Origin of the sequence: Microcystis sp. Msp_OC_L_20101000_S702 (genome assembly GCF_007095705.1) — a bacterium.
Lineage (GTDB): Bacteria > Cyanobacteriota > Cyanobacteriia > Cyanobacteriales > Microcystaceae > Microcystis > Microcystis ichthyoblabe_A.
Genome location: NZ_SFBO01000232.1, coordinates 1 through 24,000, shown reverse-complemented (window position 1 = coordinate 24,000; position 24,000 = coordinate 1). Strand labels below are relative to the sequence as shown.

At 42.0% G+C, this 24,000-nt stretch carries 20 protein-coding genes and 5 pseudogenes; 14 read left to right on the top strand and 11 right to left on the bottom strand.

Annotated features, from left to right (window positions below):
• Positions 1–170: 170 nt before the first annotated feature.
• The 5 genes and pseudogenes from argZ to EWV60_RS23050 all read right to left on the bottom strand — a co-directional run bounded on the left by argZ (position 171) and on the right by EWV60_RS23050 (position 4,222).
• Positions 171–2,282, bottom strand: a complete 2,112-nt coding sequence (gene argZ, locus EWV60_RS23070; RefSeq protein WP_287235069.1) for a bifunctional arginine dihydrolase/ornithine cyclodeaminase — start codon at positions 2,280–2,282, stop codon at positions 171–173.
• A gap of 173 nt (positions 2,283–2,455) precedes the next feature.
• Positions 2,456–2,740: pseudogene (locus tag EWV60_RS23065) on the bottom strand (SWIM zinc finger family protein); the annotation flags it as partial.
• A gap of 103 nt (positions 2,741–2,843) precedes the next feature.
• Positions 2,844–3,065 (bottom strand): annotated as a pseudogene (locus tag EWV60_RS23060) (SWIM zinc finger family protein); the annotation flags it as partial.
• 32 nt (positions 3,066–3,097) lie between these two features.
• A complete protein-coding gene (locus EWV60_RS23055) occupies positions 3,098–3,874 on the bottom strand; it encodes a M48 family metallopeptidase (RefSeq protein WP_287235064.1) in 777 nt (258 codons plus the stop codon).
• A gap of 63 nt (positions 3,875–3,937) precedes the next feature.
• On the bottom strand, positions 3,938–4,222 hold the full coding sequence (locus EWV60_RS23050; RefSeq protein ID WP_002732467.1) for a hypothetical protein: 285 nt from the start codon (positions 4,220–4,222) through the stop codon (positions 3,938–3,940).
• A gap of 303 nt (positions 4,223–4,525) precedes the next feature.
• On the opposite strand from EWV60_RS23050, the gene EWV60_RS23045 reads away from it, so the two are divergent.
• A complete protein-coding gene (locus EWV60_RS23045; RefSeq protein ID WP_024971296.1) occupies positions 4,526–5,314 on the top strand; it encodes an ECF transporter S component in 789 nt (262 codons plus the stop codon).
• 96 nt (positions 5,315–5,410) lie between these two features.
• Here EWV60_RS23045 and ilvC read toward each other — a convergent pair whose 3' ends face one another.
• The gene (ilvC, locus tag EWV60_RS23040; protein WP_002775458.1) at positions 5,411–6,403 is read right to left on the bottom strand and encodes a ketol-acid reductoisomerase; all 993 of its coding nucleotides are present in this window, start codon (positions 6,401–6,403) and stop codon (positions 5,411–5,413) included.
• Between the two features lie 508 nt (positions 6,404–6,911).
• On the opposite strand from ilvC, the gene pilM reads away from it, so the two are divergent.
• The 6 genes from pilM (at position 6,912) to EWV60_RS23010 (ending at position 11,376) form a co-directional block, all read left to right on the top strand.
• Complete coding sequence (gene pilM / locus EWV60_RS23035; protein ID WP_149106913.1) at positions 6,912–8,039, top strand: type IV pilus assembly protein PilM; 1,128 nt, start codon at positions 6,912–6,914, stop codon at positions 8,037–8,039.
• A 449-nt stretch (positions 8,040–8,488) separates the two neighbouring features.
• A complete protein-coding gene (locus EWV60_RS23030; RefSeq protein ID WP_287235060.1) occupies positions 8,489–9,268 on the top strand; it encodes an ABC transporter permease in 780 nt (259 codons plus the stop codon).
• Positions 9,269–9,332: 64 nt separating this feature from the next.
• Positions 9,333–9,797, top strand: coding sequence for a hypothetical protein (locus EWV60_RS23025; RefSeq protein WP_002749361.1), 465 nt, complete (start codon positions 9,333–9,335; stop codon positions 9,795–9,797).
• A gap of 289 nt (positions 9,798–10,086) precedes the next feature.
• Positions 10,087–10,329: a hypothetical protein gene (locus tag EWV60_RS23020; protein WP_002775464.1), complete on the top strand. Its 243-nt coding sequence runs from the start codon at positions 10,087–10,089 to the stop codon at positions 10,327–10,329.
• Positions 10,326–10,793, top strand: a complete 468-nt coding sequence (locus tag EWV60_RS23015) for a type II toxin-antitoxin system VapC family toxin (protein ID WP_149106912.1) — start codon at positions 10,326–10,328, stop codon at positions 10,791–10,793. Before EWV60_RS23020 ends, EWV60_RS23015 begins: the two co-directional genes overlap by 4 nt.
• Positions 10,794–10,881: 88 nt before the next feature.
• Positions 10,882–11,376: a hypothetical protein gene (locus EWV60_RS23010; protein WP_287235057.1), complete on the top strand. Its 495-nt coding sequence runs from the start codon at positions 10,882–10,884 to the stop codon at positions 11,374–11,376.
• A 176-nt stretch (positions 11,377–11,552) separates the two neighbouring features.
• Here the strand turns inward: EWV60_RS23010 and EWV60_RS23005 are convergent, their stop codons facing one another.
• A complete protein-coding gene (locus EWV60_RS23005; RefSeq protein WP_287235055.1) occupies positions 11,553–13,265 on the bottom strand; it encodes a hypothetical protein in 1,713 nt (570 codons plus the stop codon).
• Between the two features lie 423 nt (positions 13,266–13,688).
• On the bottom strand, positions 13,689–15,329 hold the full coding sequence (cimA, locus tag EWV60_RS23000; RefSeq protein ID WP_002775472.1) for a citramalate synthase: 1,641 nt from the start codon (positions 15,327–15,329) through the stop codon (positions 13,689–13,691).
• A gap of 62 nt (positions 15,330–15,391) precedes the next feature.
• Here cimA and EWV60_RS23485 point away from each other — a divergent pair.
• Both EWV60_RS23485 and EWV60_RS22995 read left to right on the top strand, forming a co-directional pair.
• Positions 15,392–15,460, top strand: a pseudogene (locus tag EWV60_RS23485) (2Fe-2S iron-sulfur cluster-binding protein); the annotation flags it as partial.
• A gap of 172 nt (positions 15,461–15,632) precedes the next feature.
• Positions 15,633–16,178, top strand: coding sequence for a hypothetical protein (locus EWV60_RS22995; RefSeq protein ID WP_016517316.1), 546 nt, complete (start codon positions 15,633–15,635; stop codon positions 16,176–16,178).
• Here the strand turns inward: EWV60_RS22995 and sds are convergent.
• Entirely contained in the window at positions 16,175–17,146 is a 972-nt protein-coding gene (gene sds / locus EWV60_RS22990; protein ID WP_149106908.1) for a solanesyl diphosphate synthase, read from the bottom strand. The genes EWV60_RS22995 and sds overlap by 4 nt on opposite strands.
• 302 nt (positions 17,147–17,448) lie before the next feature.
• Between sds and EWV60_RS22985 the strand changes: the two genes are divergently transcribed.
• On the top strand, positions 17,449–18,144 hold the full coding sequence (locus tag EWV60_RS22985) for an HAD family hydrolase (RefSeq protein ID WP_002775478.1): 696 nt from the start codon (positions 17,449–17,451) through the stop codon (positions 18,142–18,144).
• On the opposite strand, the gene EWV60_RS22980 is transcribed toward EWV60_RS22985, so the two are convergent.
• Positions 18,141–18,761, bottom strand: coding sequence for a CPP1-like family protein (locus EWV60_RS22980; RefSeq protein WP_130758486.1), 621 nt, complete (start codon positions 18,759–18,761; stop codon positions 18,141–18,143). The two genes, EWV60_RS22985 and EWV60_RS22980, sit on opposite strands and share 4 nt — an antisense overlap.
• An 86-nt stretch (positions 18,762–18,847) precedes the next feature.
• Positions 18,848–19,909 (bottom strand): CIA30 family protein, encoded by a 1,062-nt coding sequence (locus EWV60_RS22975; RefSeq protein WP_287235050.1) that lies wholly within the window; start codon positions 19,907–19,909, stop codon positions 18,848–18,850.
• A 476-nt stretch (positions 19,910–20,385) separates the two neighbouring features.
• Here EWV60_RS22975 and EWV60_RS22970 point away from each other — a divergent pair.
• The 4 genes and pseudogenes from EWV60_RS22970 to EWV60_RS22955 form a co-directional block, all read left to right on the top strand.
• Positions 20,386–20,487, top strand: a pseudogene (locus EWV60_RS22970) (IS30 family transposase); the annotation flags it as partial.
• A gap of 26 nt (positions 20,488–20,513) precedes the next feature.
• Positions 20,514–22,841 (top strand): tetratricopeptide repeat protein, encoded by a 2,328-nt coding sequence (locus EWV60_RS22965; protein WP_287235048.1) that lies wholly within the window; start codon positions 20,514–20,516, stop codon positions 22,839–22,841.
• A gap of 265 nt (positions 22,842–23,106) precedes the next feature.
• Positions 23,107–23,591: pseudogene (locus EWV60_RS22960) on the top strand (helix-turn-helix domain-containing protein); the annotation flags it as partial.
• Between the two features lie 180 nt (positions 23,592–23,771).
• Positions 23,772–24,000, top strand: a 229-nt coding sequence (locus tag EWV60_RS22955) for a transposase family protein (protein ID WP_287235046.1), incomplete at its 3' end; no start/stop codon positions are given.

The window sequence follows — 24,000 nt, the reverse complement described above, 5'->3', positions numbered from 1 at the left end:
ATCCAAATGGTTTCTTCTGGCATAGCGCTCTCGTTTTTCGGCAATGGTTCTCCTTTATTATTCTAGTTACCCATTGCTAACTCACCTATAGAGATAGGGGTTAATAGTCCCAAAAAAGGGGGTTTAAATACCCCCAAAGCTCATAAGTTTTATGTTTTAGAGTATTGGTTTTAAACCGTTTCTACCAAGGGACGGGTTAACTTATCCAACTGTTGGGTTAACAGACTCAGGAATAAACCCACATCGGTGACGATACCCACGGATTCTACGGAACCTCGATCGCTTAATTTTGTCACCACGGCCGGGTTAATATCAACACAGACCATTTTCACCCCCGCCGGTGTCATATTGCCCACACCGATGGAATGGAGCATACTAGAGAGCATGAGAATCATGTCTGCACCTTGAATTAAGCGGGAATATTCTTCCTGTGCTTTAATTAAATCCATCTCCGTATCCGGAAGCGGACCATCATCGCGAATTGAACCGGCCAAACTGAAGGGGACATTATTCTTGACGCATTCATACATTACGCCTTTTGTCAATACCCCGGCCGATACAGCTTTGGCGATGCTGCCGTGGCGACGGATGAGGTTGATAATCTTGAGGTGGTGACGATGGCCGCCGCGCACGGGGATGCCTTTCTGCATATCTACCCCTAAAGAAGTACCCATGATCGCCTGTTCCATGTCGTGAACTGCGATCGCATTTCCCCCCAGTAAAGCGTGAACGTAACCATCGCGGATTAAACGGGAGAGATGTTGCGCTCCTCCAGTGTGAATGACCACCGGACCTGCCGTTACCACCACTTTACCGCCCTGGTCGCGAATTTTACGCATTTCCCAGGCAATCTGCTCGACGGTTAACTCGACTCGGCGCTCGCTGGAAACCCCCGCACCCATAAAGGTAAATTCCTGAGTGCTGTTGCGTTGTTCCCTGGATTCCGCCTGTCGGATAGTACGGATGCCCTCAACTCCCACCATAACGCGATCGCCAGCTTTTAAATCCCGCAGCAGAGTACATTTCGCTGTTTTGCCTTCCGGACCTTCAGTGACGACGATGGCTGCATCCATGCGTTGATTTTCCACCCGCACCCATTCACAGCTAACCCGCACTTCCGTGGGATAGATGGTGCTGACATAAAAATCATCGGGAGCGACCCCATCTTGTGCCACCACTGCGGTATTGACATCACAGATTTCTTGGGGACGAGCGGCCGCACCGAGGTCGATCAATTGTACCATGATCTCCTCCATTACCTCGTGAGAGGGTGCAGAAACCCGCACTTCGGCCGAGGAGGTACTTTGGCGCTCAATCCCCAAAGTGAAGTTTAAAACCTTGAAGCTGCCGCCATTTCCTACCACAACATCGAGAGCTTTATTCATAATTCCCGCGTCGAGCAGATGACCTTCTAGCTGGAGAATGCGACTTTCAATGGTGACATTAGCGTGATGGTCTGGAATTAGGGGTTCCGTGGTACGCAGGGTTAAACATTTAGCGGCTCCTCCTGCTTTTAAGAACTCCGTTAGGGGAGTTTGTACCACTTCAAATCCTTTTGACACTAACTTATATTGTAAATCGTCACTAATTTTATTCATGACGATTACTTGACCGATATTCACAGCATTACAAGCAAAGTTAACCGCATCGGCTTCTTCAACGATAATGCGTTTTTCTTCGGGAATTTTTAACTCAATTAACCGATTAGAATAGGCATCAAAAGCATCGGGATAGTAGAGGAGATAACCGCCACTAAGGGGACAAAAACAGGTATCAAGGTGATAAAAACGTTCATCGATTAAACGTAAGGATAAAACCTCGATATCGAGCCATTTAGCGATTAAAGGGTGGGAATCTAACTCAGTTCTGAAGCCATATCCTGCCCATAACCAACGTCCTTCCCGATCTAATAATGCGTCTCCTGCACCTTCAAAGGGTAAATCTTTTGGCAGTTCGTGAACCGTAAAACCGTTATCTTCAAACCACTGCTTAAAATAGGGTTCTTCTCCCTGTCTTTCTTTGTGTAAAAAGCGACTGAGAACGACAGTTTTTTCCAGAACTAAACCTGCATTAGCGGTAAAAACCATGTCAGGCCAGCCTTTTTCTGGTGGGACTAAATCCACGAGCGCCCGATCTTTGAGAACATGATAAAGCTGCTGCCATTGTTGCCTAGCTTTTTCCTGGGAAGATTTGTGAATGTTGCCCTCCATCCAAGGATTAATCACATAATCCACATCGTAATGATCGGGAGAACACATCAAAAAGCGAATAGTTTCAGTCATATTTTTTGACAATGAATATTCAGTATAAGTAGTCTGGAGATAAGTTTAGACCAATCTTCCATTATACTCCACTTTGCCCCGAAATGTCACTAGGCCTAAGATTAGGACAATTCCCGCTCTACAAGCTAAAAACAGCCCGGTTTTAGCCGATAACTGACGGCTAGAAGCTTAAATTATTGTAAATCCTGATGTTTAAATAACCCCATAAATTTCGATTTGCGTCCGTGTTCCTTAATTAAACTTTCCCGATAAGTTTGCCATTCTTCCCGTCTTCCTGACATATAAAAGGCATTACGAGCTTTTTTTAGCCATTTAATCGCTTCTTCGTAGCGATCAGCCTTTTTTTCGTCGAGTATCTTTTCCGCAGGAGGACACGCGCGATCGATTACCCAGTTAGGAGCGACGGTAGCAGCCGCATCCATTATCCGCCAAATTAGGTGAGACTGCACATAGGAATTAAGTAGTCATGCAAAATAAATTTCCTAGTGAAGACAGGCAAGAGGCAATAGGCAAGAGGCAAAAGCTTTATCGAAATGTGTAATTAATTTTGCTTAGGTACTTATCAGAAACGACTTTAATTGCATCTCTAACTAAATTTTCGTGGAGAAATATATCAATTTTAGCCTCTGTGGAACGTCCACCGCTAAACTCGCGCAAGTAATCTAACAAGTCTAATTTTAAATCAGACCAATCTTCCCCCGCTAAAGACTCAATTTTTTGGTAATGGGAAAAGGAAGGTTGGTCTTGAAATGCCTTAATTCTAGCAGCCAAAGCTATATCTATAATTCAGCCTAGACAAAATGTCTGGGGGAAGTTCAGTTATTAACCGAATTAAGCTGTTTTTGCAGTGCCACAATGCGATCGCTTGTAGCCGGATGGGTGCTGAGAATTGTCGGGGTAGAACCCCCCTGTTGTGTTAATTTTTGCATAAAGGAGATCATCGCCGTGGGTTCATAACCAGCCCTGGCCAAATTTGTTAAACCCAGTCGGTCCGCTTCTAATTCATCCTTGCGACTATTGGGCAGATTATAGGCGAGATTAACCCCCAATTGTACCCAAGTTTTTGTCTCTAATCCCGCCGCGCTGAGAAGTCCTTGGGCGAGGGCAGTATTGCGTAATTGGGTGATAGAATGACGACCGACGATATGGCCGATTTCATGGGCAATGACGCTGGCTAATTCGGCCTCATTATCAGTAGTTTTAATCAATCCCGTGTGTAAATAGACAAATCCACCCATAGTTGCGAAGGCGTTAATGCTATTGTCGCGCACCACTTGAAAAGTGTAGGGAAGGTCAGGGCGATCGCTAGTTGCCGCTAATTGCTGCCCGATTTCTTGGACATATTGGTTAATTCTGGCATCTTTGGACAGTTTCACCTTACCTGATTCTAATAAACCTTGATTAATCTGCCTACCGATGGCGACTTCCTGCTGAGGAGAAATAGTGGAGAGTTGAATAACTTGCACACCCCGAAAAAGTAAATCCATCCACGAGAGCGCGGAACTGTTTTGGGGATTGATAATCCCGATACTCAGGCTCAGCAGCAGAGAAATTATTGTTAATAGCCAAAAACGGGAGAAAATAAGGCGCATAGACGATTCGATCCCATAAAAACCTCATTCTTATTCTAGACATTGTCTATCACCCTTTGTCTGTTACTGTCCCCGATTGGTTTGATAGACGTAAAAGTTAAATAAATCGAATAAACTGCCAACAAAAGCAAAAGTAACAGCGATGGTTAACATTCCTTGTAGGGGATAACCGCCACCGAAAATGGTTAAAAATTGCAGAATTTGGCTAAAAACAGTCTGAGAAACCCAAGTAAAGCCGGGGACGTGACTGGTGGCGAATAAAGCAGTTAAAATCGAACCCACCAGGAGGACGGGGGCAACAAAACTTAATAGGGTGGAAAATAGCAGAGAACGGAGCAAAGTAAGCATGGGTGCTGATCTCCAGAGAATTGGGGGGCGATCGAACGGGAATAAGAATTTATACTCGCTCCCCTCTAGGATATACGTTCATCTCCGATAGGGACGGTTTTTTAAAAAATCTTAAAATATCATTAAGATTCTTGGTTAAGAAAAATATAGCAGAGGAAGTCCCCACAGGAGCGTACACCGGTGGGGATGCAGCGACTGCCTCCTTTCCGCTTGCTCAAATCCTCTGCTATAACGTTGACCATTAACTGCCCGAAGCGGATAAAACCAGAGGATGATAGAAAAGTTAGAATTACCCTTGCAACTATGACCCTAGATATTATCCCTGAAGGGGAAGAACGCAAAGTAGAAGCTGTCAGTAGTGCCGCTATTGATGGGGCGCCGATCGCCTATATTGTTGTCTTAGCCGCCATTGTCACTACCCTTTCTTTTATTCCCTTCTCCATTGTCCTCGCTTCCGGCGGTAGTATGCCCCTCAGTCAAGCGGTTTTTCCCCTCTTGGGTTGGTTACTCGGCCCGATCGCTGGTGCGATCGCTAGTGGCATTGGGTCTTTAATTGGGGCTTTTCTTGCCCCCTACACGGCAGGAATTCCCGCTATTTCGGTCTTTGGGGCAATTATAGCCAGTTTTGTGGCGGGAACAATGGTTTTAGGCAAAAAACGCCGTTATTGGTGGTTAGGATTGACGTTAATTTTTCTGATTCCCCTGTTTATCTACGCTAACCGGGCGATCGGACTGAACGGCATTTCGCCACAAGTCTTTATTGCTGGGGCTTTCGTCGATTGGTCGGCTTTGGTATTATTTATCCTACCAACCCGGACTCTTTTTCCTCATTGGATCAAAGGTAGCAATTTAGCCCTAGTAGCGGCGGGAATTTTTGGGGGTACCTGGACCGCCAGCGGCCTCTCCCATTTAGGGGCCGTGGCCATTACCTACTCGATTTTTAACTGGCCCGAAGAAGTCTGGATCGCTTTAATTGGGATCGTTCCCATAGAAAATCTGATTCGTTCCCTCGTCGGTATGGTGATCGGTTGTGGTGTCATTGCCGGTTTACGGGCGATCGGTCTAGTCAAATCACGGGAGGCGATCTACTAAAATGGAAGTTTTCCCTTTGGGGAGTGGGGAGTAGGGACGGACGCAAGGGCAAGAATTACCTGATTGCGTCCAACCCGACAGCGAAAAAAAAGAGAACTAGCGTTTTAGCCAACTCATCATCGCCCGCAGATCTTGGCCGACTTCTTCGATCGAATGTTCTGCTTCTTGACGACGCATAGCGGTGAAACCCGGTTTACCAGCTTGATTTTCGAGGACAAACTCTCTGGCAAATTGTCCCGATTGAATTTCCCGGAGGATTTTCCGCATTTCGGCCTTAGTCGCTTCTGTCACCACCCGCGGACCGCGAGTGTAGTCACCGTACTCGGCTGTATTGGAAATACTATCGCGCATTTTGGCTAAACCGCCCTCGACGATCAGATCGACGATCAGTTTTACCTCGTGTAAACACTCAAAATAGGCTAATTCGGGCTGATAACCGGCTTCTACGAGGGTTTCAAAGCCAGCTTTAATTAAAGCACTTAAACCGCCGCATAATACTGCTTGTTCGCCAAAAAGGTCGGTTTCTGTCTCCTCGCGGAAAGTGGTTTCCAAAACCCCGGCCCGAGTGCCACCAATACCTTTAGCGTAGGCCATTGCCCGATCGCGTGCTTGGCCGGTAGCATCTTGATAGACGGCGAATAAACAGGGGACTCCTTGACCTTGTTCGTAGGTGCGACGGACGAGATGGCCCGGTCCTTTGGGGGCAACCATAACCACATCGACATTATCCGGGGGAACCACTTGACCAAAATGAATATTAAAGCCGTGGGCAAAAGATAACACCTTGCCTGCGCTTAAATTCGGGGCAATTTCGTGGAGATAAATCGTTTTCTGCACTTCATCTGGTAAGAGGATCATGATCCAGTCGGCAATTTTAGCGGCTTCGGCCACATCATAAACCGGAATACCGGCTTCTTTGGCTTTGATGGCCGATTTACTGCCGGGATATAGACCAACAATCACATTAACGCCACTATCCTTGAGATTTAATGCGTGGGCATGACCCTGGGAACCATAACCAATAATAGCGATCGTTTTCCCCGCTAATAAGTCTAAATTGGCATCCTCATCATAGTACATTCGTGCCATCGAACTCGCTCCTTAAATTTTTTTGTCACTGTGCAAACTCCTAATTATACGCGAAAATCACGCCCGTCAGAAGCATTTGATCGCCTATTTCTAGGAGTCAAGAAAAAATAGTGTCGAGAAAATTTGAATTTTCTCGAGATATTTGGGTACTCTAACTAGGGAAAGCTGACTTGATCTAGTGGAGCAGAAGGGGGGGATAATGGCCAATTTTTAGCTTGGACTTGGTTCTTTCACCAAAATTGATTACAATATCATCATCAATAGCTGCTTCCTCTGCTCCTATCCAGTTAGGATTAACCTCGGTCTGAACACAGATAATCAGGTTAATATTAGTGCAGAAATAGCTTCTCTCCCCCTCGATTTTCACCTGTTCTGGGTAAATTACCCAGTTAGGATCGTTTATAGACTGATTTACTGCCTTGATCGATACTAAATAAAATCAGGTGAAAAGATCAAGATTATTGGCTTTGTTGATCACCAATTCCCTTAGAGCTGTCCCGAAAAATGTATGGTAAGTTTTTTTAAGAAGCTATTGACAAAAAAAACTCAAGGTATTGGGTTAGAGATTACCCCAGAGCGCCTTAACGTGGTTCAGATCGCCAAACAGAAACAAAATTATAAATTAGTTAAATGTTGTTCGTCGGATATCCCAGAAGGCATCTTTGAGGAGGGAAAAATCGTCGATTCCGTCGCTTTAGCGGAATTAATCCAAGAAGTCCTCAAGGAAAATAAAATTACTAGCAAACGAGTCGCTACTGCTGTCCCCATGCGCGAGTCAATTATCCGGATTATCCCTATTCCCTCGGAATTGGACGATGAGGAATTGCGCGATCTGGTCTTAAATCATGAAGCTAATTTATACCTTCCCTATCCGCGGGAGGAAGTGGATATCGACTACCAAAAACTGGGCTACTTTCAGGATGAAGACGGGATCGAAAAGGTGCAGGTTTTGCTGGTAGCTACTCGTCGGGAGATCACCGATGCCTATATGGAAACCCTGCAACGGGCAGGATTACAGGTAGATGTGCTAGAAATTAATAGTTTTTCCCTAATTCGGACGATTCGCGATCAGTTGCGACAGTTTAGTTCCAATGAAGCTACCGTTATTGTCGATATAGAATTTGATAACACGGAAATTGCCATCGTGGTGGACGGCGTTCCCCAATTTTCCCGCACTGTCCCCATCGGCACTTTCCAGCTACAAAACGCCATTTCCAGGGCGATGAATTTGCCCACCCCCCGCAGTCCTGAGATTCTTTTGGGGATGACAATCCCGATCACTGCCTTTGATAGTCTTGACACCAATACCGGTGCTTCCAGAACCTTTACTACCGCCGGGATTGCGGCACTGATGCGGGTTTTAGGGGAATTAACCGATGAATTGCGGCGATCGATTAATTTCTATCTTAACCAAAGTGATGAACTGGAAATGGAAATTGTCCAGTTACTTTTAGCCGGTCCCGGGGGCGGTTTAGCGCAACTAGACGAATATTTTACTCAACGTCTCAGCGTCCCCACCATGGCAATCGATCCAATCGCATCACTGAACTTAGATACAACTCAAGAGATTCCTAATGCCGAAAGACCTGGTTTAGGAACAGTTCTGGGTTTAGGATTGCGGGAGGTTGACAATTAGCCAAGGTTTTGTTAACATACACTTACATACGCTACTAATTAGGGTTGGCTGAATAATAGTGAAACCCTTTTAAAATAAGACTTTTGACCTGTTAAAATCCAATGTTCATGCTGCGAAAATCGGATTGGGACATTCAAAAACCTGGCCTTATTCTTTTTTTAGTACATAAACTGGTACAAAGAAGCAGGGCAACAAAGCCTGAAACTCCCGACTCCCGACTCCTGACGACCGGCTACTCACTCCTAACCCCACCAACAAACTTTTTCAGCAAACCCTAAATAAAGAGGTTTTGACAACCAAATTAAAGCATATCTAAAGAGTTTTGGGTTAAAAGTTAAACTTCAGGTTTTCATTCATAACAAATGAACTAACTAATTTTTTGGGGAAAATTAGTTAACCCACGACCATAACATATAATTAATTGGCAAGAGTTCTTTTGATGAAAGGCTATGGGTATCAGCATCCTGAGAATCTGGGCAATCGCAGCTAACAGTTTTCGCGAGGTTATTCGCGATCGCATTCTTTACTTTATCGGGTTTTTTGCCTTGTTGATGGCCTTCGCTTGGCGTTTATTACCAGAAATTGCGGTGGGAACCCATCAGAAAATCTTTCTTGACTTGGGATTAGCCGCTATCGGGTTATTAGGGGTAATTGTCGCGATTTTTGTGGGTACAGGGCTAATTAATCGGGAAATTGACAAGAGAACTATTTTGGTTTTGATTCCTAAACCCCTGAGTCGGGCCGAATTTATCCTCGGTAAACACTTGGGTTTGTCTGGGGTTTTAGCGGTGATGTTGGGGGTAATGTTGGTGATTTACCTGCTGATGTTGCTGGGGATGAAAGTATCTTTTCAAGCTTTACCCCTGATTGTCTCGGTTTTCTATCTCGGTTTGGAATTAATTCTGATCGCAGCCGTGGCGATCGCTTTTGGGGTATTTACCAGTTCGATTTTAGCCACGCTAATGACTTTTGGGGTCTATCTAATGGGTCACATCAGCAAAGACCTGATCCAATTGGGTATAATCAGCAAAAATCCCAATATTCTCGCTATCACCAAAAATATTTATCTAATTCTCCCAGATTTGGAAAGATTGAATTTTAGAAATGAGGCCGTTTATGGTTTGCTCCCTAGTGCTGATGTCTTAATCGCTAATGCCCTCTACAGTCTCGTTTATACTGGTCTATTATTGGGTATCTCCATCCTCATCTTTTCACGACGACAATTTTAAATGGGGTTGCCGAGTCAAGGAATGAATGTCATCGCCATCGATTAGTTTATAGAGATGATTAGCCATGAAATTAAAGGCACAACTGCATATTTTAAGTCGAGAAGCGGTCAATTACGGACTGGCAACCGTGGTCATGGACGAAGCGGTTAATCCCGTCCTTGCAGCTTTTGCTAGACAGTTAAAACATTTACAATACTATGTAGTTCAGAATAGCCAAGGCGATTGGTTACTAACCACCTTAGCTCATCGGCAGCAGCCAGAACAGGAAAAAAGGGTGATCTATGCTTTTGCTACGGAAAAAATGGCCATATCTGCCCAAAATACTGCTAATTCACCCCTATCAACGCTCCTGATTCCCGTAACCCATCTTTTATTCCAATTATTTGCCGTAGAAAAAGTAGATAGTATTATTTTTCTGGAAAATGCACACACCGCTCAAACAGGAAAAGAAATCTCCCGGATCCAATTAAAGGCTAATATTGAAAAACAACTACAAAAACTGGGGACAATTCCTGCCAATCTTGCTTAATTAGTTATCCTTAATCAAGGCGAATTAGATGTCATACTAAATCCGTTGAGTATAGGCTACATATCAGGAGAGGCAATAGGCACTCTTGCAATAGGCAAAAGGAGAAATAGATAATCAGTCTGTAATAACGAGATTTAGCATTACCACCAGAGACTTTTTAAGCTGGCAACTTGAGTCTAGCCTAATCAGGGAGATTATTTAGAGCCGATCGTATAAACAAGCACCTGAGCCAAACGGCTAGGAGCATATCGGTTACTATAGAGAGTGTCTATTTTCTCAAAACCGACCTATGCTGCGAGAAGATCTTAAGAAAGAATTAGATAAACTAAACGATGATCAACTGAAAAAGATTGCTGATTTCATAGCCGACCTTGAGTTTCAGTCTGGACAAGTCCCATCGTCTGTTCCGCTTTGGCAAAGAGCAACACCATCCCAGAGAGCTAGGGAATTGCGTGAATGGGTGTTACAACTTCCCAAAGATAGTCCGAGTCTAGGAGATGAAGCCTTTAGTCGCGATAGTATTTACGAATGATGACGAGATATTTACTTGACACTAATATTGTTATGCGATTGTGCAATTGTTCCGACCTACAGCATAAGCTGGCAACCAATGCAGTTTCTCGTCTGCTCATGCAATCAGATGAATGTTTCCTTGCGACACAAGTAATAATTGAGTTTTGGGTTGTTGCCACCAGACCAACTGAAGTCAATGGTTTGGGTTGGTCTGTAGAACAAACCAGAAGCATGATAGATCAACTTCTCGCTCGTTTTCCAGTCTTGGCAGAATCTCGGCAGATTTTTACAAATTGGCTGAACTTAGTCACAACTAACAGAGTGATGGGTAAACGCACTCATGATGTTCGTCTCGTTGCGGCTATGCTTGCCAATGAAATGACACATCTGTTGACCTTTAATCCCAGTGATTTAGCGGGTATATCAAGTATTACCATAACTCATCCACAAGATTTGAACCCGTTTGATACTAATGAGCCATAGTGTTGGCGAGCGCCGCATAACTCAATCGTTATCAATAGGGAAAAGTTAATTATCTGCAATGGCCTTTTTTACTCTTACTCAGATTACCATGACCGAGCCAACCCGATTAAACTATCACGATACCTATTCTTGTCCCGTCTGTCGCCATGGTAAAATTGCCACTTTACCACTAATGGAAGCCTATGCTTGTAACTTTTGTCAACACATTTTTACTGCTAATTTAGAAAGACAGCTTTTAAAAATGGCCGATAGTCAATTACCCTTAACTTGGTATTGGAATGGTAAGTATTGGCAGGGTTTACCGAGAGAAGGAATGGAGATGGCAGGTTTTTACTTAATTATCGGTTTAGGATTTGTGATTTTTCCCACAGCAATTGTGGCTACGGGAGCCTATCTTTTTCCTCCGGTCGAGGGGAGTCCTTTGTCATGGGTGCCTCTATTTTGGTCGATTTTAACCTTTATTTGCCATGCTATTTGTTTACTCTGGTTAATTATCGAATATTATCAGTTTCCCGTTAATATGTATCTGCGGGCCATAGCTCGTCGTTGGCAAAATTCTTTTGTTACTAGATTATTATCCTAGGGTTATTTAACTGCTCCAAAGTCTGACTACAAAAATTTGCTTCCTCTAAATTTTCCTTTTTAAGAGGGACTTAGATTCAATCTGTAATTTGCCTAGAGAGAATTGGTATAAAAGAGTGATTAAAGACGGCAAAAACTTAATCAGAAAGGCTAAATTTTACTCGACATTGACTAACCTTAAAAAGGTTGAAAATAATTGACAGATTTTTTATTGTTAGGAGCGATTAAATAATCGTACAGATATCCTTTATCGAAAGAATTTATAGTTGAATTAGTCAGGGGTTTAAAGGAAAATTTCTTAGCTCCTGCAACAATTGGAGTAGTTGTGCGGACAAGTTTCCCATCTTTTTCCTGTAACAAAATAATTTCCGAAGTTTTAACTTGGCGAGCGGGTTCCCAGGGATAATAAAAGAACAATAATCCATTGTCGTTATTTAAAGCTATTTCTCCATTGGCAGCGATTTTTAGCTGCCAATCAGGATTGAGTTTATATAGTTTAGGAACGTTTTTCCATTGCCAAGGAAATTGATAAAGTTGACCGACTACACTGGGCATAGACCAAGCAAAAGGATACAACTGACTTCCCCAAGGTAGACTAGGAGCATCGACTAAAATAACTTGTCCATCGTTCAGATCGGGGGCTAATTGTATAACATCAGCCCAAAAAGCTTGCTGATATTTCCAACTTAGTTTATTTTGCTGTTGCACGATAATTCCAAATCCAATCAACAAAGAAAAATAAGTCGCTAAGAGGAGAGCCGCAAGATTTTTTTGCCGATAACTATTGGCTAAATAAACAATCAAATAGCCAAGAATTCCCCCAAGAATAGAAGCTCCAACCACGGCAGCCGCATGAACACGGGAATCACGTCCACTAATGAGGGTAGCAGGAACGGTAAAAGTTAAGGGATAGGCCAAGAATAAGAGACTTATCCCCAAAAGGCTCAACTGTTTAATTATCGGCCAATTTTCCCCACTATCCAGTCCCGAAAAACAAGAATTTTGTAAGAATAGCCATAGCAACATAAGTAATGAAAGAGGCACAAAAATTAACAATTCTCCCCTGAGATTGTGCAAAGTTTGCCAAGGACGATAGACAAATGTTCCTAAACAGACAAATGGTCCGGTAATTATTTGACGAATCGGAGTAGAAATAGCGGTTGCTATATCTAAGTCTCCAACCCGGCCATCACCAGTCAACTTTCTGAGAATTAAAACCACTAGGAAAATCGTCCCTAAGATGAATAGATGTTTAATTAATTCTTTAAATATCTCCGACTGAGGCTTTTTGGTTAGAAAAGGTGCGGTGATAAACAGCAAAAAACAGGTCTCATAACTAAGAAAAGAAGCAGTAATCAATAGGTAAGACCAAAATTTTTTATCGTTTAGATAACTTAAAAAAGCTAGTAAAAGAAAGGTTAAGGCGGGCAAAATGTGAATATGAGTGAGAAAAGCCCTAGTGTTATCGGCAGGAAATAAAGTAAATGCGAGGGTACCCGTCAGGACAAAAATAGGTTGATTCCAGAGACGTTGGAGAAATAGATAAAAGAGGATATTATTGGTTAATGCCAATAGATAGGCACTTATATAAATAAGCGGCAATCCTCCCAATTTTCCAGCAAAGTATGCAGAGAAGAAGAGGATGTTAAAGCCGACAACTCTACCTTGAAAAAATGCTAAATTCATGTTCTTAACAGAGTCAACAAATCTGGAAAAGTCCATGGTGAGTATGTTACCGATGAAAGCGTAATCATCTTCGTATAGACCCAAGTGATTAAAATACCAAAAGTGGGCGATCCAAGTAATCAATGCAATGGTTAAAAATGTAGTAATTTTCAATGATTTATTATTCAATAACGTCATTGATTTTCCTATAGCTTGTGTAGTCATAAATAAATATTTTATGTGAAATTTACAGCTTCAACAGGCTGAGCAATTGAATTACCTAGTGGTTCTTCGGTTTCTGTTATGCAATGTACGTGGCGATTTTTGTCAATTGTTTTTGATCTAGAGCGAACTAATCAATTAAATCTCTTGCCAGATAAGGATTTAGTTTATTTATGCCACCCTATCGAACCATAAAAAGTAACGAAGAGCCTACCTAGTTAAGCTTGCTTTCTCTTGTTGGAAGAATTATGGATTCTTTCTGATAATATATCAGTGTTTAAACTCTGTCAAGGCGAGATTGTACTAAATCCTGTTTAAAAGGTATAAGGTACAGGGGAGAAGGGAGCAGGAGATAGGAGACAGGAGATAGGAGTCAGTAGTTAACTGTTCAGTGAAAACTCAAATTTGATAACTGATTACTGTTCCCTAAATTGTCCCTAAAGGACAAAATTGACCCGATAATTCTAGTTTATTGTTTTGCAGCAGATATAAACCGTACTCAATTCCTTCTACTACTGCTTGATAGGAAGCTTCTAAAATATTACTAGACACTCCCACAGTAGTCCATCTTTGTTGACCGTTACTGGACTCGATTAAAACCCTAGTTTTCGCTGCCGTCCCCGAACCACTATCGAGAATTCTCACTTTATAATCGGTCAGGTGAAAGTTAGCAATTTCGGGATAGAATTTGACTAAAGCCTTTCTCAAAGCCCGATCTAAAGCAGCCACTGGACCGTTACCTTCGGCCACTTCTAATAAATCTTCCTCTTTTACCTGTACTTTAATTGTCGCAATCGCATTACCACTATCCCGGAGCATATCACAATAAACTTGGAATCCTTTTAATTCAAAAAGGTGACTTCTCTGTCCCAAAGCTTCCCGCATTAATAACTCAAAACTAGCTTCGGCTGCCTCAAATTGATAACCCTGACTTTCTAAGATTTTTAAACGTTCCAATATTTGCCGACAGGTGGGATCATCTTTATTTAAATCGATGCCAAAACTACGCGCTTTCGCTAAGACATTACTTAATCCCGATTGGTCAGAAATGACGATGCGGCGCTGATTCCCGATCGCTTCTGGATTAATATGTTCGTAGGTGAGGGGATTTTTCGCCACCGCAGAAACGTGAATACCGCCTTTATGGGCAAAAGCGGAACGTCCGACGAAGGGAGCATGATCATCCGGGGCTAAATTGACCATTTCGCTGATTTTTCGGCTAGTTCCCGTCAATCGGCCTAATTGATTTTCTTCTAGGCAAGAAAATCCCATTTTTAACTGAAGATTGGGGATTAAAGTACATAAATTGGCATTGCCGCAGCGTTCCCCATAACCGTTAATTGTGCCTTGAATCATGCGTGCGCCCTCGTTAACTGCCGCTAAAGAGTTAGCTACGGCGGTTCCTGCATCATTATGAGCATGAATGCCTAATTGAGGCGCATTTTCCTCATCAGGATCGATACCCAATTGCTCCCGCACTTTCTCCACAATAGGGGCGATTTCTTGGGGTAAAGTGCCACCGTTGGTATCACAGAAAACTAACCATTCGGCCCCGGCATCCCTGGCGGTTTTGAGGGTTAAAAGGGCGTATTCGGGGTTATTTTTGTAACCATCAAACCAATGTTCGGCATCATAAATGACTCGTCTTCCCTGACAGCGTAGATACTCGATCGTATCTCCTATCATGGCTAAATTCTCCTCCAAACTGGTTTTTAAGCCCTCTGTGACGTGCATATCCCAAGATTTGCCGAAAATTGTCACCCAACGGGTTCTAGCTGCGAGAATGGCGGTTAACATCGGATCTTCTCGGGCTTCGACATGGGGGCGACGAGTGGAACAAAAAGCGACTAATTCCGCTTGTTTTAGGGGTTTTTCGTGCATTTTCCAGAAAAATTGACCGTCCCTAGGGTTTGCGCCCGGCCAACCGCCTTCGATAAAAGGAATACCCATCCGATCTAATTCCCTAGCGATTTTAATTTTGTCTTCTAGGGACAGGGAAATACCTTCTCGCTGGGCCCCATCCCGGAGAGTAGTGTCATAGACCCAAATGCGCTTACCATTGTTCATAGAAATAGTCAATAGGTGTTAATATTAATTAATAACTGTAGCGACTTAAAATCACGCCCCTAATGCCTAGAATAACAGTTTACGGTCAAACAATCACCTGCGATCGAGGTGAAAATCTTCGTTCAGTTATCAGTTATCAGTTATCAGTTATCAGTTGTCAGTTTTGAGTGAACAGTATTAAGTGTTAAAGTGTTAGAGTATTAAGTGGCAAGTTCGGAGCCTTCTTTTCACTGATTAATGATTACTGTTTACTGTTCACTGTTTACTGTTCACTGTTTACTGTTTACTGATTAAGTTTATCAAATGAACGAGACAATAATTTTTCGGATATCACCAATAATTCGGGTAACTTTATTAAGTTTATATGTGGCGTTAACCATCCCTTTACCCTTTTTAGCAAAAGTCACTAATTCCCCCGTTAATCCCAATTTTCTTTGGTTAGGAATCAGCTTAGGATTAATCGCTTTATACGGAGCTTTAAGTGAAAGAGTCATTTTATCAGAGACAGGGATACAAGTTACCTATCCCCAATGGTTTCCTGCTTTTCTTCGCTCTGGTTGGTGGTTAAATTGGACAGATATAAAAGAACTTAAATGTCGCAGTACAGGACAGGGTGGTTTAGTTTATTATTTCCTTGATCGCTCCGCAGAAAAAGCCTATTTATTGCCGATGCGAGTGGTGGGATTTAATCGCATGGTCAAAATAATCGAGGAAAAAACTAACTTGGATATGACCGATATTCGCCCCCTTTCTCAGCCTTGGATGTATGGAATTCTTTTTATTCTCACCCTATTTTTATTATTAGTCGATGGGTGGACTATTGCTACGGCGAGAACTATTATTCCCTAATAAATTCGGCTCAAAACGTAATCCACTAGCTCGATTAGCACCTCTTTTGAGGGAGAAGAAGCTAAACAGTCAAGGTGTTTTAAGGCACTTTGTCCGTATTGATTGGCTAACTCTTTTGAGCGAAGAATACCTTGGCTAGAGTGAATAAAATCAAGAGCTTTTTCGATGTCTCCTTCCTGACTAAATTCCCGTTCGATTAACACTTCTATATAGGGATTTTCCTCCATAGCAAAGAGAGCGGGAGCAGTGATATTACCACTGATCAAATCGGAGCCAGAGGGTTTTCCTAATACTTCCGTGGGGGAGGTAAAATCGAGAATATCATCGACGATTTGAAAAGCTAATCCTAAATTGCGACCATAATTATATAAATGATGATTAACTTCGGCCGATTGATCGCTTAATACCCCAGCGGCTTTGGCACTATTGGCAATTAAAGAAGCAGTTTTGTAGTAACTTTTTTCTAGATAAGCTTCCAGGGAGATACTGGTATCAAAGCGATTAATTCCCTGTTGAATTTCCCCTTCAGCAAAATCGCGAATCACTTCTGAGAGCAATTTTACCACTTCTAAATTATCTAAATTAGCTAGATACCAAGAGGATTGAGCGAAGAGAAAATCCCCCGCTAAAACCGCCACGCGATTGTCAAATAAACTGTTAACGGTGGGAACACTGCGCCGCAATTCTGCCTCATCTACCACATCATCATGGACAAGACTGGCAGTGTGGATCATCTCCGTGATTTCCGCTAATCGACGATGACGGGGAGTGATATCCCGGTCTAACATGGTAGCGCGAGATACCAGCAACACGATCGCCGGTCGAACGCGTTTACCACCGGCCTCGAACAAATGTTCTGCTGCCGCCGCTAAAATGGGATGACGAGCGCCGACGAGATTTTTTAAGTTATCGGTCAAAAGACGGAGATCATCGTCAACGGGTGCGAATAAAGAAGTTGTTGGGATCATTGGTTAGCCAATTGGCGAGATAGTTACGAAAGTTTACATATCCTTACATTTATTTTAAGCTAACCGTCCAGACTAGGGAAGGGGAAGCATCAGTGATCAGTGATCAGTAAACAGTGAGGGGTTGGAGGTTGGGGTTTTGGGGTATTAGTTGAAATTTCCCCATCTCCCCCCACACCCCACACCCTACACCCCACACCCCACTTCCCTCATCCCTAATTTTTTTCCTGACAAAACTCTTGTCATTGTCAAGAGTCTAGGGTAACTTGTATATAAAAATTAATAAAGCGAGAAGTATTAGAACGATGTTGAGACTAATTAGCGACTTTGACGGCCCGATAATGGACGTATCGGAGCGATATTACCAAGTTTATCAATACTGTTTACAGAAAACCGCCTATAAAGGTCAAATTATCGGGGAATTATCGAAAGCGGAATTCTGGCAGTTAAAACGGGATCAGGTTTCTGAGAAGCGTATCGGGGAAATGTCAGGATTAGATGAAGATCAAGCGCGTAAATTTGCCCATCTTCGTCGTCAAACTGTTCATACTTTACCCTATCTTGTCCACGATCGCCCGGTGGTTGGTTCTTTGGAAACTCTCCAGAAAATCCAAGAGTTAAAGATCGATTTAGTCGTGATGACGATGCGGCGGGTATCCGAGCTAGATCATGCCTTTAATCGCCACGATATCGGTCGTTTTTTCGCCGCTAATCGTCGTTATTGTCTAAATAACAATTACACCAAAACCAACGACGTGCGCGACAAAACCCTGCTTATGGCTAAGGCCGCTAAAGAACTGCCGGCGGCTGCCGATACTTGGATGGTGGGGGATACGGAAGCGGATATTGCCGCCGCTAAGAGCCAAAATATCAAGGTTATTGGCGTATTATCGGGGATTCGCAGCCGTTCCCGTTTAGAGAGCTACGAGCCTGATTATATCGTCAATAACCTTGGGGAAGCAGTGGACGTGATCTTAGGATCCCTACGAGCGTTCGGTTAACGGAAAAAACTACTAATCACCCAAAAGATCAGAAAAGTGATGAGCGCATAAATTTGGCGATCACCGAAAATATTCAAATCACCCTTGGCCGCTAAACTGGCTAATCCCGCTCCCAGAGCGACTCCTAGCACTAAACCAGCGAGAGTGAATAGTAAGGCGCGGCCAAAACGTTTTTCTTTGCGGTTGAAAAAATAGATATTAACGAAAACGCCAAAAGCTAAGAGCAGCGGTAAAAGGGAGCCACTGGGATCGGGAACTAACAGCGTTATTGCTCCTAAACAAGCGTAAATCACTGCTGGTACACCGATATCCTGTGCAGAAGGTGTATCGATTGAGCTTCGCCACCAGTTAGGAGATTTACTGCTAGTAACTGGTTTACTTTCCACCGGAATCGTCAGACGTTCGGGAAAACGAATGCGATCGGGTACTTTAATCCTACCTTCCTGTCGCATCCGCAGTCGATCCATGAGGACAGAATCGTAGGCCGCCTCGATCGATTCGACAATTTTGCTATCATTTTGATACTGTTGCACCAGTCTTTGTTTGGCCTCTTGAATTTCTTCAAAAGAGGATTCTTCAGTAACCCCAAGTTGTTCGTAGGGATTCTGTTCACTCATGAACATACCTCCTTAATTATGCTCCCGATAGTCATGATCTTAACCCGATGTTCTGTAGTTTAACTTGAGATGCAAGCTTATTTAAATTAATTAAGTTTAGCGAAAATCTGGCTAGAATCGATCGCTTCGTAGGGATAACCACTGGCATCTAAAAGGCTTTTTTCGGCGATTTCTCCTTCCTTAACGATAATTAAGCGGTTTTTACCCCCGTAGGCCTTAATTGTGACAATTTCTAAAGCAAATAATCCTGGGGAGAAACGGGGATTTAAAGCCCCATCGTACTCGAATTTGCTCTGCATTAACTGCAAAGCATAGACGCTACTGCTATCAAAGGGTGCTGCCTCCCGCAGGGTTTTGGCCCGCAGCACTGGGATTAAATCGCCAAAAGGAATAGAAATCGTTTGCCAAGTGCGATCAAGTGTATCAAAAGAATAACAGTAACCGATGCCGTCCCAACGTCCTTCACAACGCAGAATTAATTTATAGCGTTTTCCGTCCCCTTGTACCTGTAATTCTATTCCCTCGTAGTTAGATAAATTTAGGGGAGGATTCAGGTTTCTGGTACGAACTGAGGCAAAACCGCCGTTATTTTCAGTTCTAACGATACCAGAAAAGAGAGCGCGTCCTCTGGTTAGGGTTATCTGACTCTCGCTCACTCCTCCCATTACCACATCATCCACCGCACCCCAGATTTCTTTTATATCACTGCTGGGATTGCTAAAGTCAAAGAGGGTTTTTTCAGCGGTTATACCGGCATTTTTCAGTAAATCAAGTAAATTAGCTAAACTATGGCGGTTATTCTCCCCTTGACAGTAGATAATCTCATCAATCCCCATGAACAATTGCGGGGTTTCCAGAGTGAATAAATCGACATTTTCAGCAAATAATTGACGTGCAGACTCGATATTATCGACTAAAGCGCGAATTTGATAGTTTTGCTGCTGTAGTTGAGCGATTACCTTTCTACCGATCGCGTTTTCACCACCAATGACTAAAATAGTCTTCATGCCTTGCTCATTTGTTAGCTGAATTTTTTTATCTTCCCCGAAACCGAGCAGTTTTTGCAGACAACTCCAGAGGGGAATACTATCAAAATAGTCCAGAGTTTGCCAAAATCTCTGAAAATCCCAGTTTTTTGACTCAGCCATAAATTTTATCTCCTTACTGCCATTAATTTTTATTTTATCGAGTTAATTTGGCTGTTTGAGATCAAAAGCTCTCCTGTAAAAATCAAAAATCTTCCGTTAGGTGAGGAAACTCCGAGACAGGAGGAGAAAAAAGACAAGAGACAACTATCCTACCCATAAAACCGAAGATGATGTCAAATTTATCTGTGCTTTTAGATATTTTGACCCGATAGCGGCTCGAGAACTTACTTTTGCGGGAGGTCTATTAATTTTGGCTCTCTTATTCTTCGTCTGATCAGTTTAACTTAATATAGGAGCGATCGATCTTTGTGTCCTTTGTGTCTTTGTGGTTCGTTCTATTCGCTCGTACCCAGCAAACCCAAGAGGGCCTATTTTTGCTTTGTTCGATTCCATACTATCTAAGTTTCTAAGCTGATTCAAACTACTAATTTGCCATAACCAGTCTAGAGAGCCAACGGAAGGATGCTGCAAAAGTTGTGGAGTTAATTAACAATCATTCCCGAAAATGTCTTGACTATCGAACCCCCTTTGAGGTATTTTATCAAATACGATCGGATAGTGATGCAATTCAGATTTGAGTTTACTGCAAATTTTTTTAATCATCATGCCACAACAATCCTTAATCCCTAAAACCCCGACAGAGCAAGCCATCCCCAATCCCTTAGCACAAAATAGTTTAAATGTCAAGCTTTTTAGAAAAATATGTTTATTGTCTCCCCTGTTGTTTTGGGAATTATTTGGTTTAGAAGTTAGCTCGGTTAAAGCAGTAGAAAACCTACAATGTCCTGTCATTTCTAGGGAAGAGGTTGATACTAATGCTCTCCAAAGAGAAATTGCTAATTATTCGGCCACTCTGCGAGTCTATCCTAGCGATCTGGGTACGATTAAACTTTATCTTCAACGGGGAATGGCCCGAGAAAAAATCAACGATCAAAACGGTGCGATCGATGATTTTAGTCAATACATTTGGTATAGTAATTATCATGCTCCCGCCTTCAAAGATAGACAGTTACTAGCTGAAGCCTATTACCAAAGAGGTGTGTTAAAGTTAGCCATGGCCAAGGATCAGCATCAGCTAAAATTATTAGAAGCTGCCCGCTCAGATTTTCAGCAAGCCTTTAAATATAATCCCAATAAAAGCGAAGTTTACTTTAACCTAGCAATTATTGCCTCTTTGCTCGATCATCAATCCTTAGCTTTAGATTATTACCAGCGTTTCATCGGTTATGAAACTGAGAATTATCGCGGCTATTATCATCGAGGAAACCTTTACTCTCACTTAGGCAATTATGCGGCGGCTATCAAAGATTATGATCTGGCCATTTCATACAAACCCGATCTAATTGAAGGCTATTATAATCGGGCCATAGCTTTAGAAAAAATAGGCGGCAAAAGGGAGGCTTTTAAGGATTATAAAATCGTTTTAAAATGCTCACCTAACTTATTTTTAGCCAAGAATGCTCCTAGCAGTTATCAAAACCGTGCCAGAGTACAAATTGAAATGGCTGACGAGGAAGTAGAATTAGCCAATTTATCGAATAATTCCCCCGAAGGATATCAAACAGCGATCGAGTATTATAATGGAGCTATCAAAGATCTAGCACTTGTCATCCGTATTAATCCCAACTACGATAAAATTCCCCATTCTAGAGCATTTCTTAAACGGGGTTATGCTCACCTAAGACTCAACAATAATCAAGGGGCAATTCAAGATTATAACGAAGCAATTTATCTGCAACCTCAAGACGCAAAAGCCTATGTATATCGCGGGTTAATGCGAGCCAATAAATATCAAGAATACGCAGGAGCTTTAGAGGATTTTACTGCGGCAGTTGCACGAGATCGTCATGATGCAGCCGCTCACTATCATCGGGGGTTAGTGCTGTATAAATTGGGGCGTTATCAGGAGGCAGTAGATAATTATAATATTGCCTTAGCCCAAGATGATCGGATTAATACACCTAGTTTTACTTCTCGCTCTGTCTGTAGCGAAAATATCCAAGAATCTGCCGACAAAAATTATTTTTATAACTCCAGAGAAACCGATTTTCGTCCTAATTATAATGTCTCTTGTCATGCTCAAGCCCGGGGAGATGCTTATTTTGCTCTGAAAAATTTTGCCGTGGCCGAAAGAGATTATACTACTTATATAGTTGCCCATCCTAACGATCCAGAAGGTTATCATAAACGGGCCAATGCGCGTTTTGAAAAAGGGGATAAACAGGGAGCGATCGAGGATTATAATGTATTTCTACAAAAAGTCCGCGATGCGAGAATTTTCTATAGTCGTGGTAATAGTAGCGCTGACGTGGGAGATGATCAAGGAGCGATTACAGATTATCTGCAATCTTTGAGCATTAGTCCTATCGATGTGACAGTGTATAGTAATCGGGGAAATGCACGCACTGATACCGCTACTATTCCCGATAATGTACAAATAACACCGAGAATATCGGAGAATCCGATCGCCTATAATAATCGTGGTATTATTCGACGACAAACTGGTGATAAAGAGGGTGCTTTAGAGGATTTAGATAGGGCAATCAGCTTGAATTTCAATAACCCAATCCCCTATAATAACCGGGGAGTTATTCGCTTTGATTTGGGAAATAATACTGGTGCTTTGGAGGATTTAAATATGGCTATTGCTCTCCAGTCTAACTATGCTGAAGCTTACTATAATCGAGGTTTAGTTAAGGAAAAAATGGGCGATAAGAAGGGAGCGATTGCGGATTATCAATTAGCAATTACTTATCGTCCCAATTATGGCGAAGCTTATTATAACTTGGCTCTTGCCACCTACGATGATAAAAATCCTAGTAGTCGAGTAGGGAGCCTTAACTATTTGCAAAAAGCCGCTAATGCTTTGATAAAAACTGGTAATTTAGAACTGTATGAACGCGCGGTAGAATGGATGTTAAAAATGCAGTAATTTGTCTAAAAAATAAGCTCATTTTTGACAAAGGCTTCAAGATTTTATCATTGATTAGCTTTCTTGCATAATTAATTTTTGGGGGGTCAAAAGGCTCCCAGAAAAAATCTGGCAATTCTCCCCCCGAAAAAGAAGGCTATAAACTAAGTACATGAAAGCTTTTAGCTGAACAAATTAGGTTTTATAGCAATTCCATTTGATACGTAAATAGAGCTTGCTATGGTAAAATAAAAACGTTCTGCCAAGAAATGAAAGAAAAAAGCAAATGGAAACCAATCAAAATGAAAGAGAAAGACAAATAGAGGGTTTAATCAATTTTATAAACAGTAATGGAGACTCGCGAGAGATGAAGAGAGCCTTAGCAGTAAAATTGGCTCTACAGGGTTATATGCCTACAAAGCGATAGAAAATATACTAAATGTATCTCAAGGTTATGTAAGTAAATGGAAAAAAAGATTTATTAAACAAGGAATACAAGGACTAAGACTAGGTTACAAAGGAGCCAAAACAAAGCTGACTAAAGAGGAAGAAGAAGAGACAATAAAATGGTTATTATGCCAAAAATATTGGGATTTATCAGAACTAGAAATCTATTTAATAGAAGAGTATGATGTAGTATTTGAATCAAAAGAAAGTTACTATAAGATTTACAGAAAAGCGAAGATAACTAGACAGAAAGCTGAAAAAGTAAACCCAAGAAAAGATGAAGAAAAAGTCAAACAAAGAAATGAAGAAATTAAGCAAATTCTGGCTCTTCGGTAATTGTTATGCAAATAATTAACTTAAAATAAAATTCGATGAGAGTGCCTACGCTCAAAAGTAGCTGAAATCCATACAGGGAAGGACTTAAGACACAAACAGGTTAATACCAAAAGATAGACAATTGAGTTAAGATTTGATATAATTGCCAAAAACCAGAGTATTTTACTTATGATACTTGACAAATTTTTGAACCTAAAAGGAACCTCTATTCAAGGCTATCGACACCTAGAAAATATCGGTATAGTTTTCCGAATCGAATCGAAAAATCAAAAAGCAATCTGTCCTCGTTGTGGGTTAGAGAGCGATAAACTTCACCAAAATCATCGACATTTAGTCAAAGATTTACCGCTCTCAGGTCAACCAGTGTACCTACAAGTTAATCGTCGTCAATTTAAGT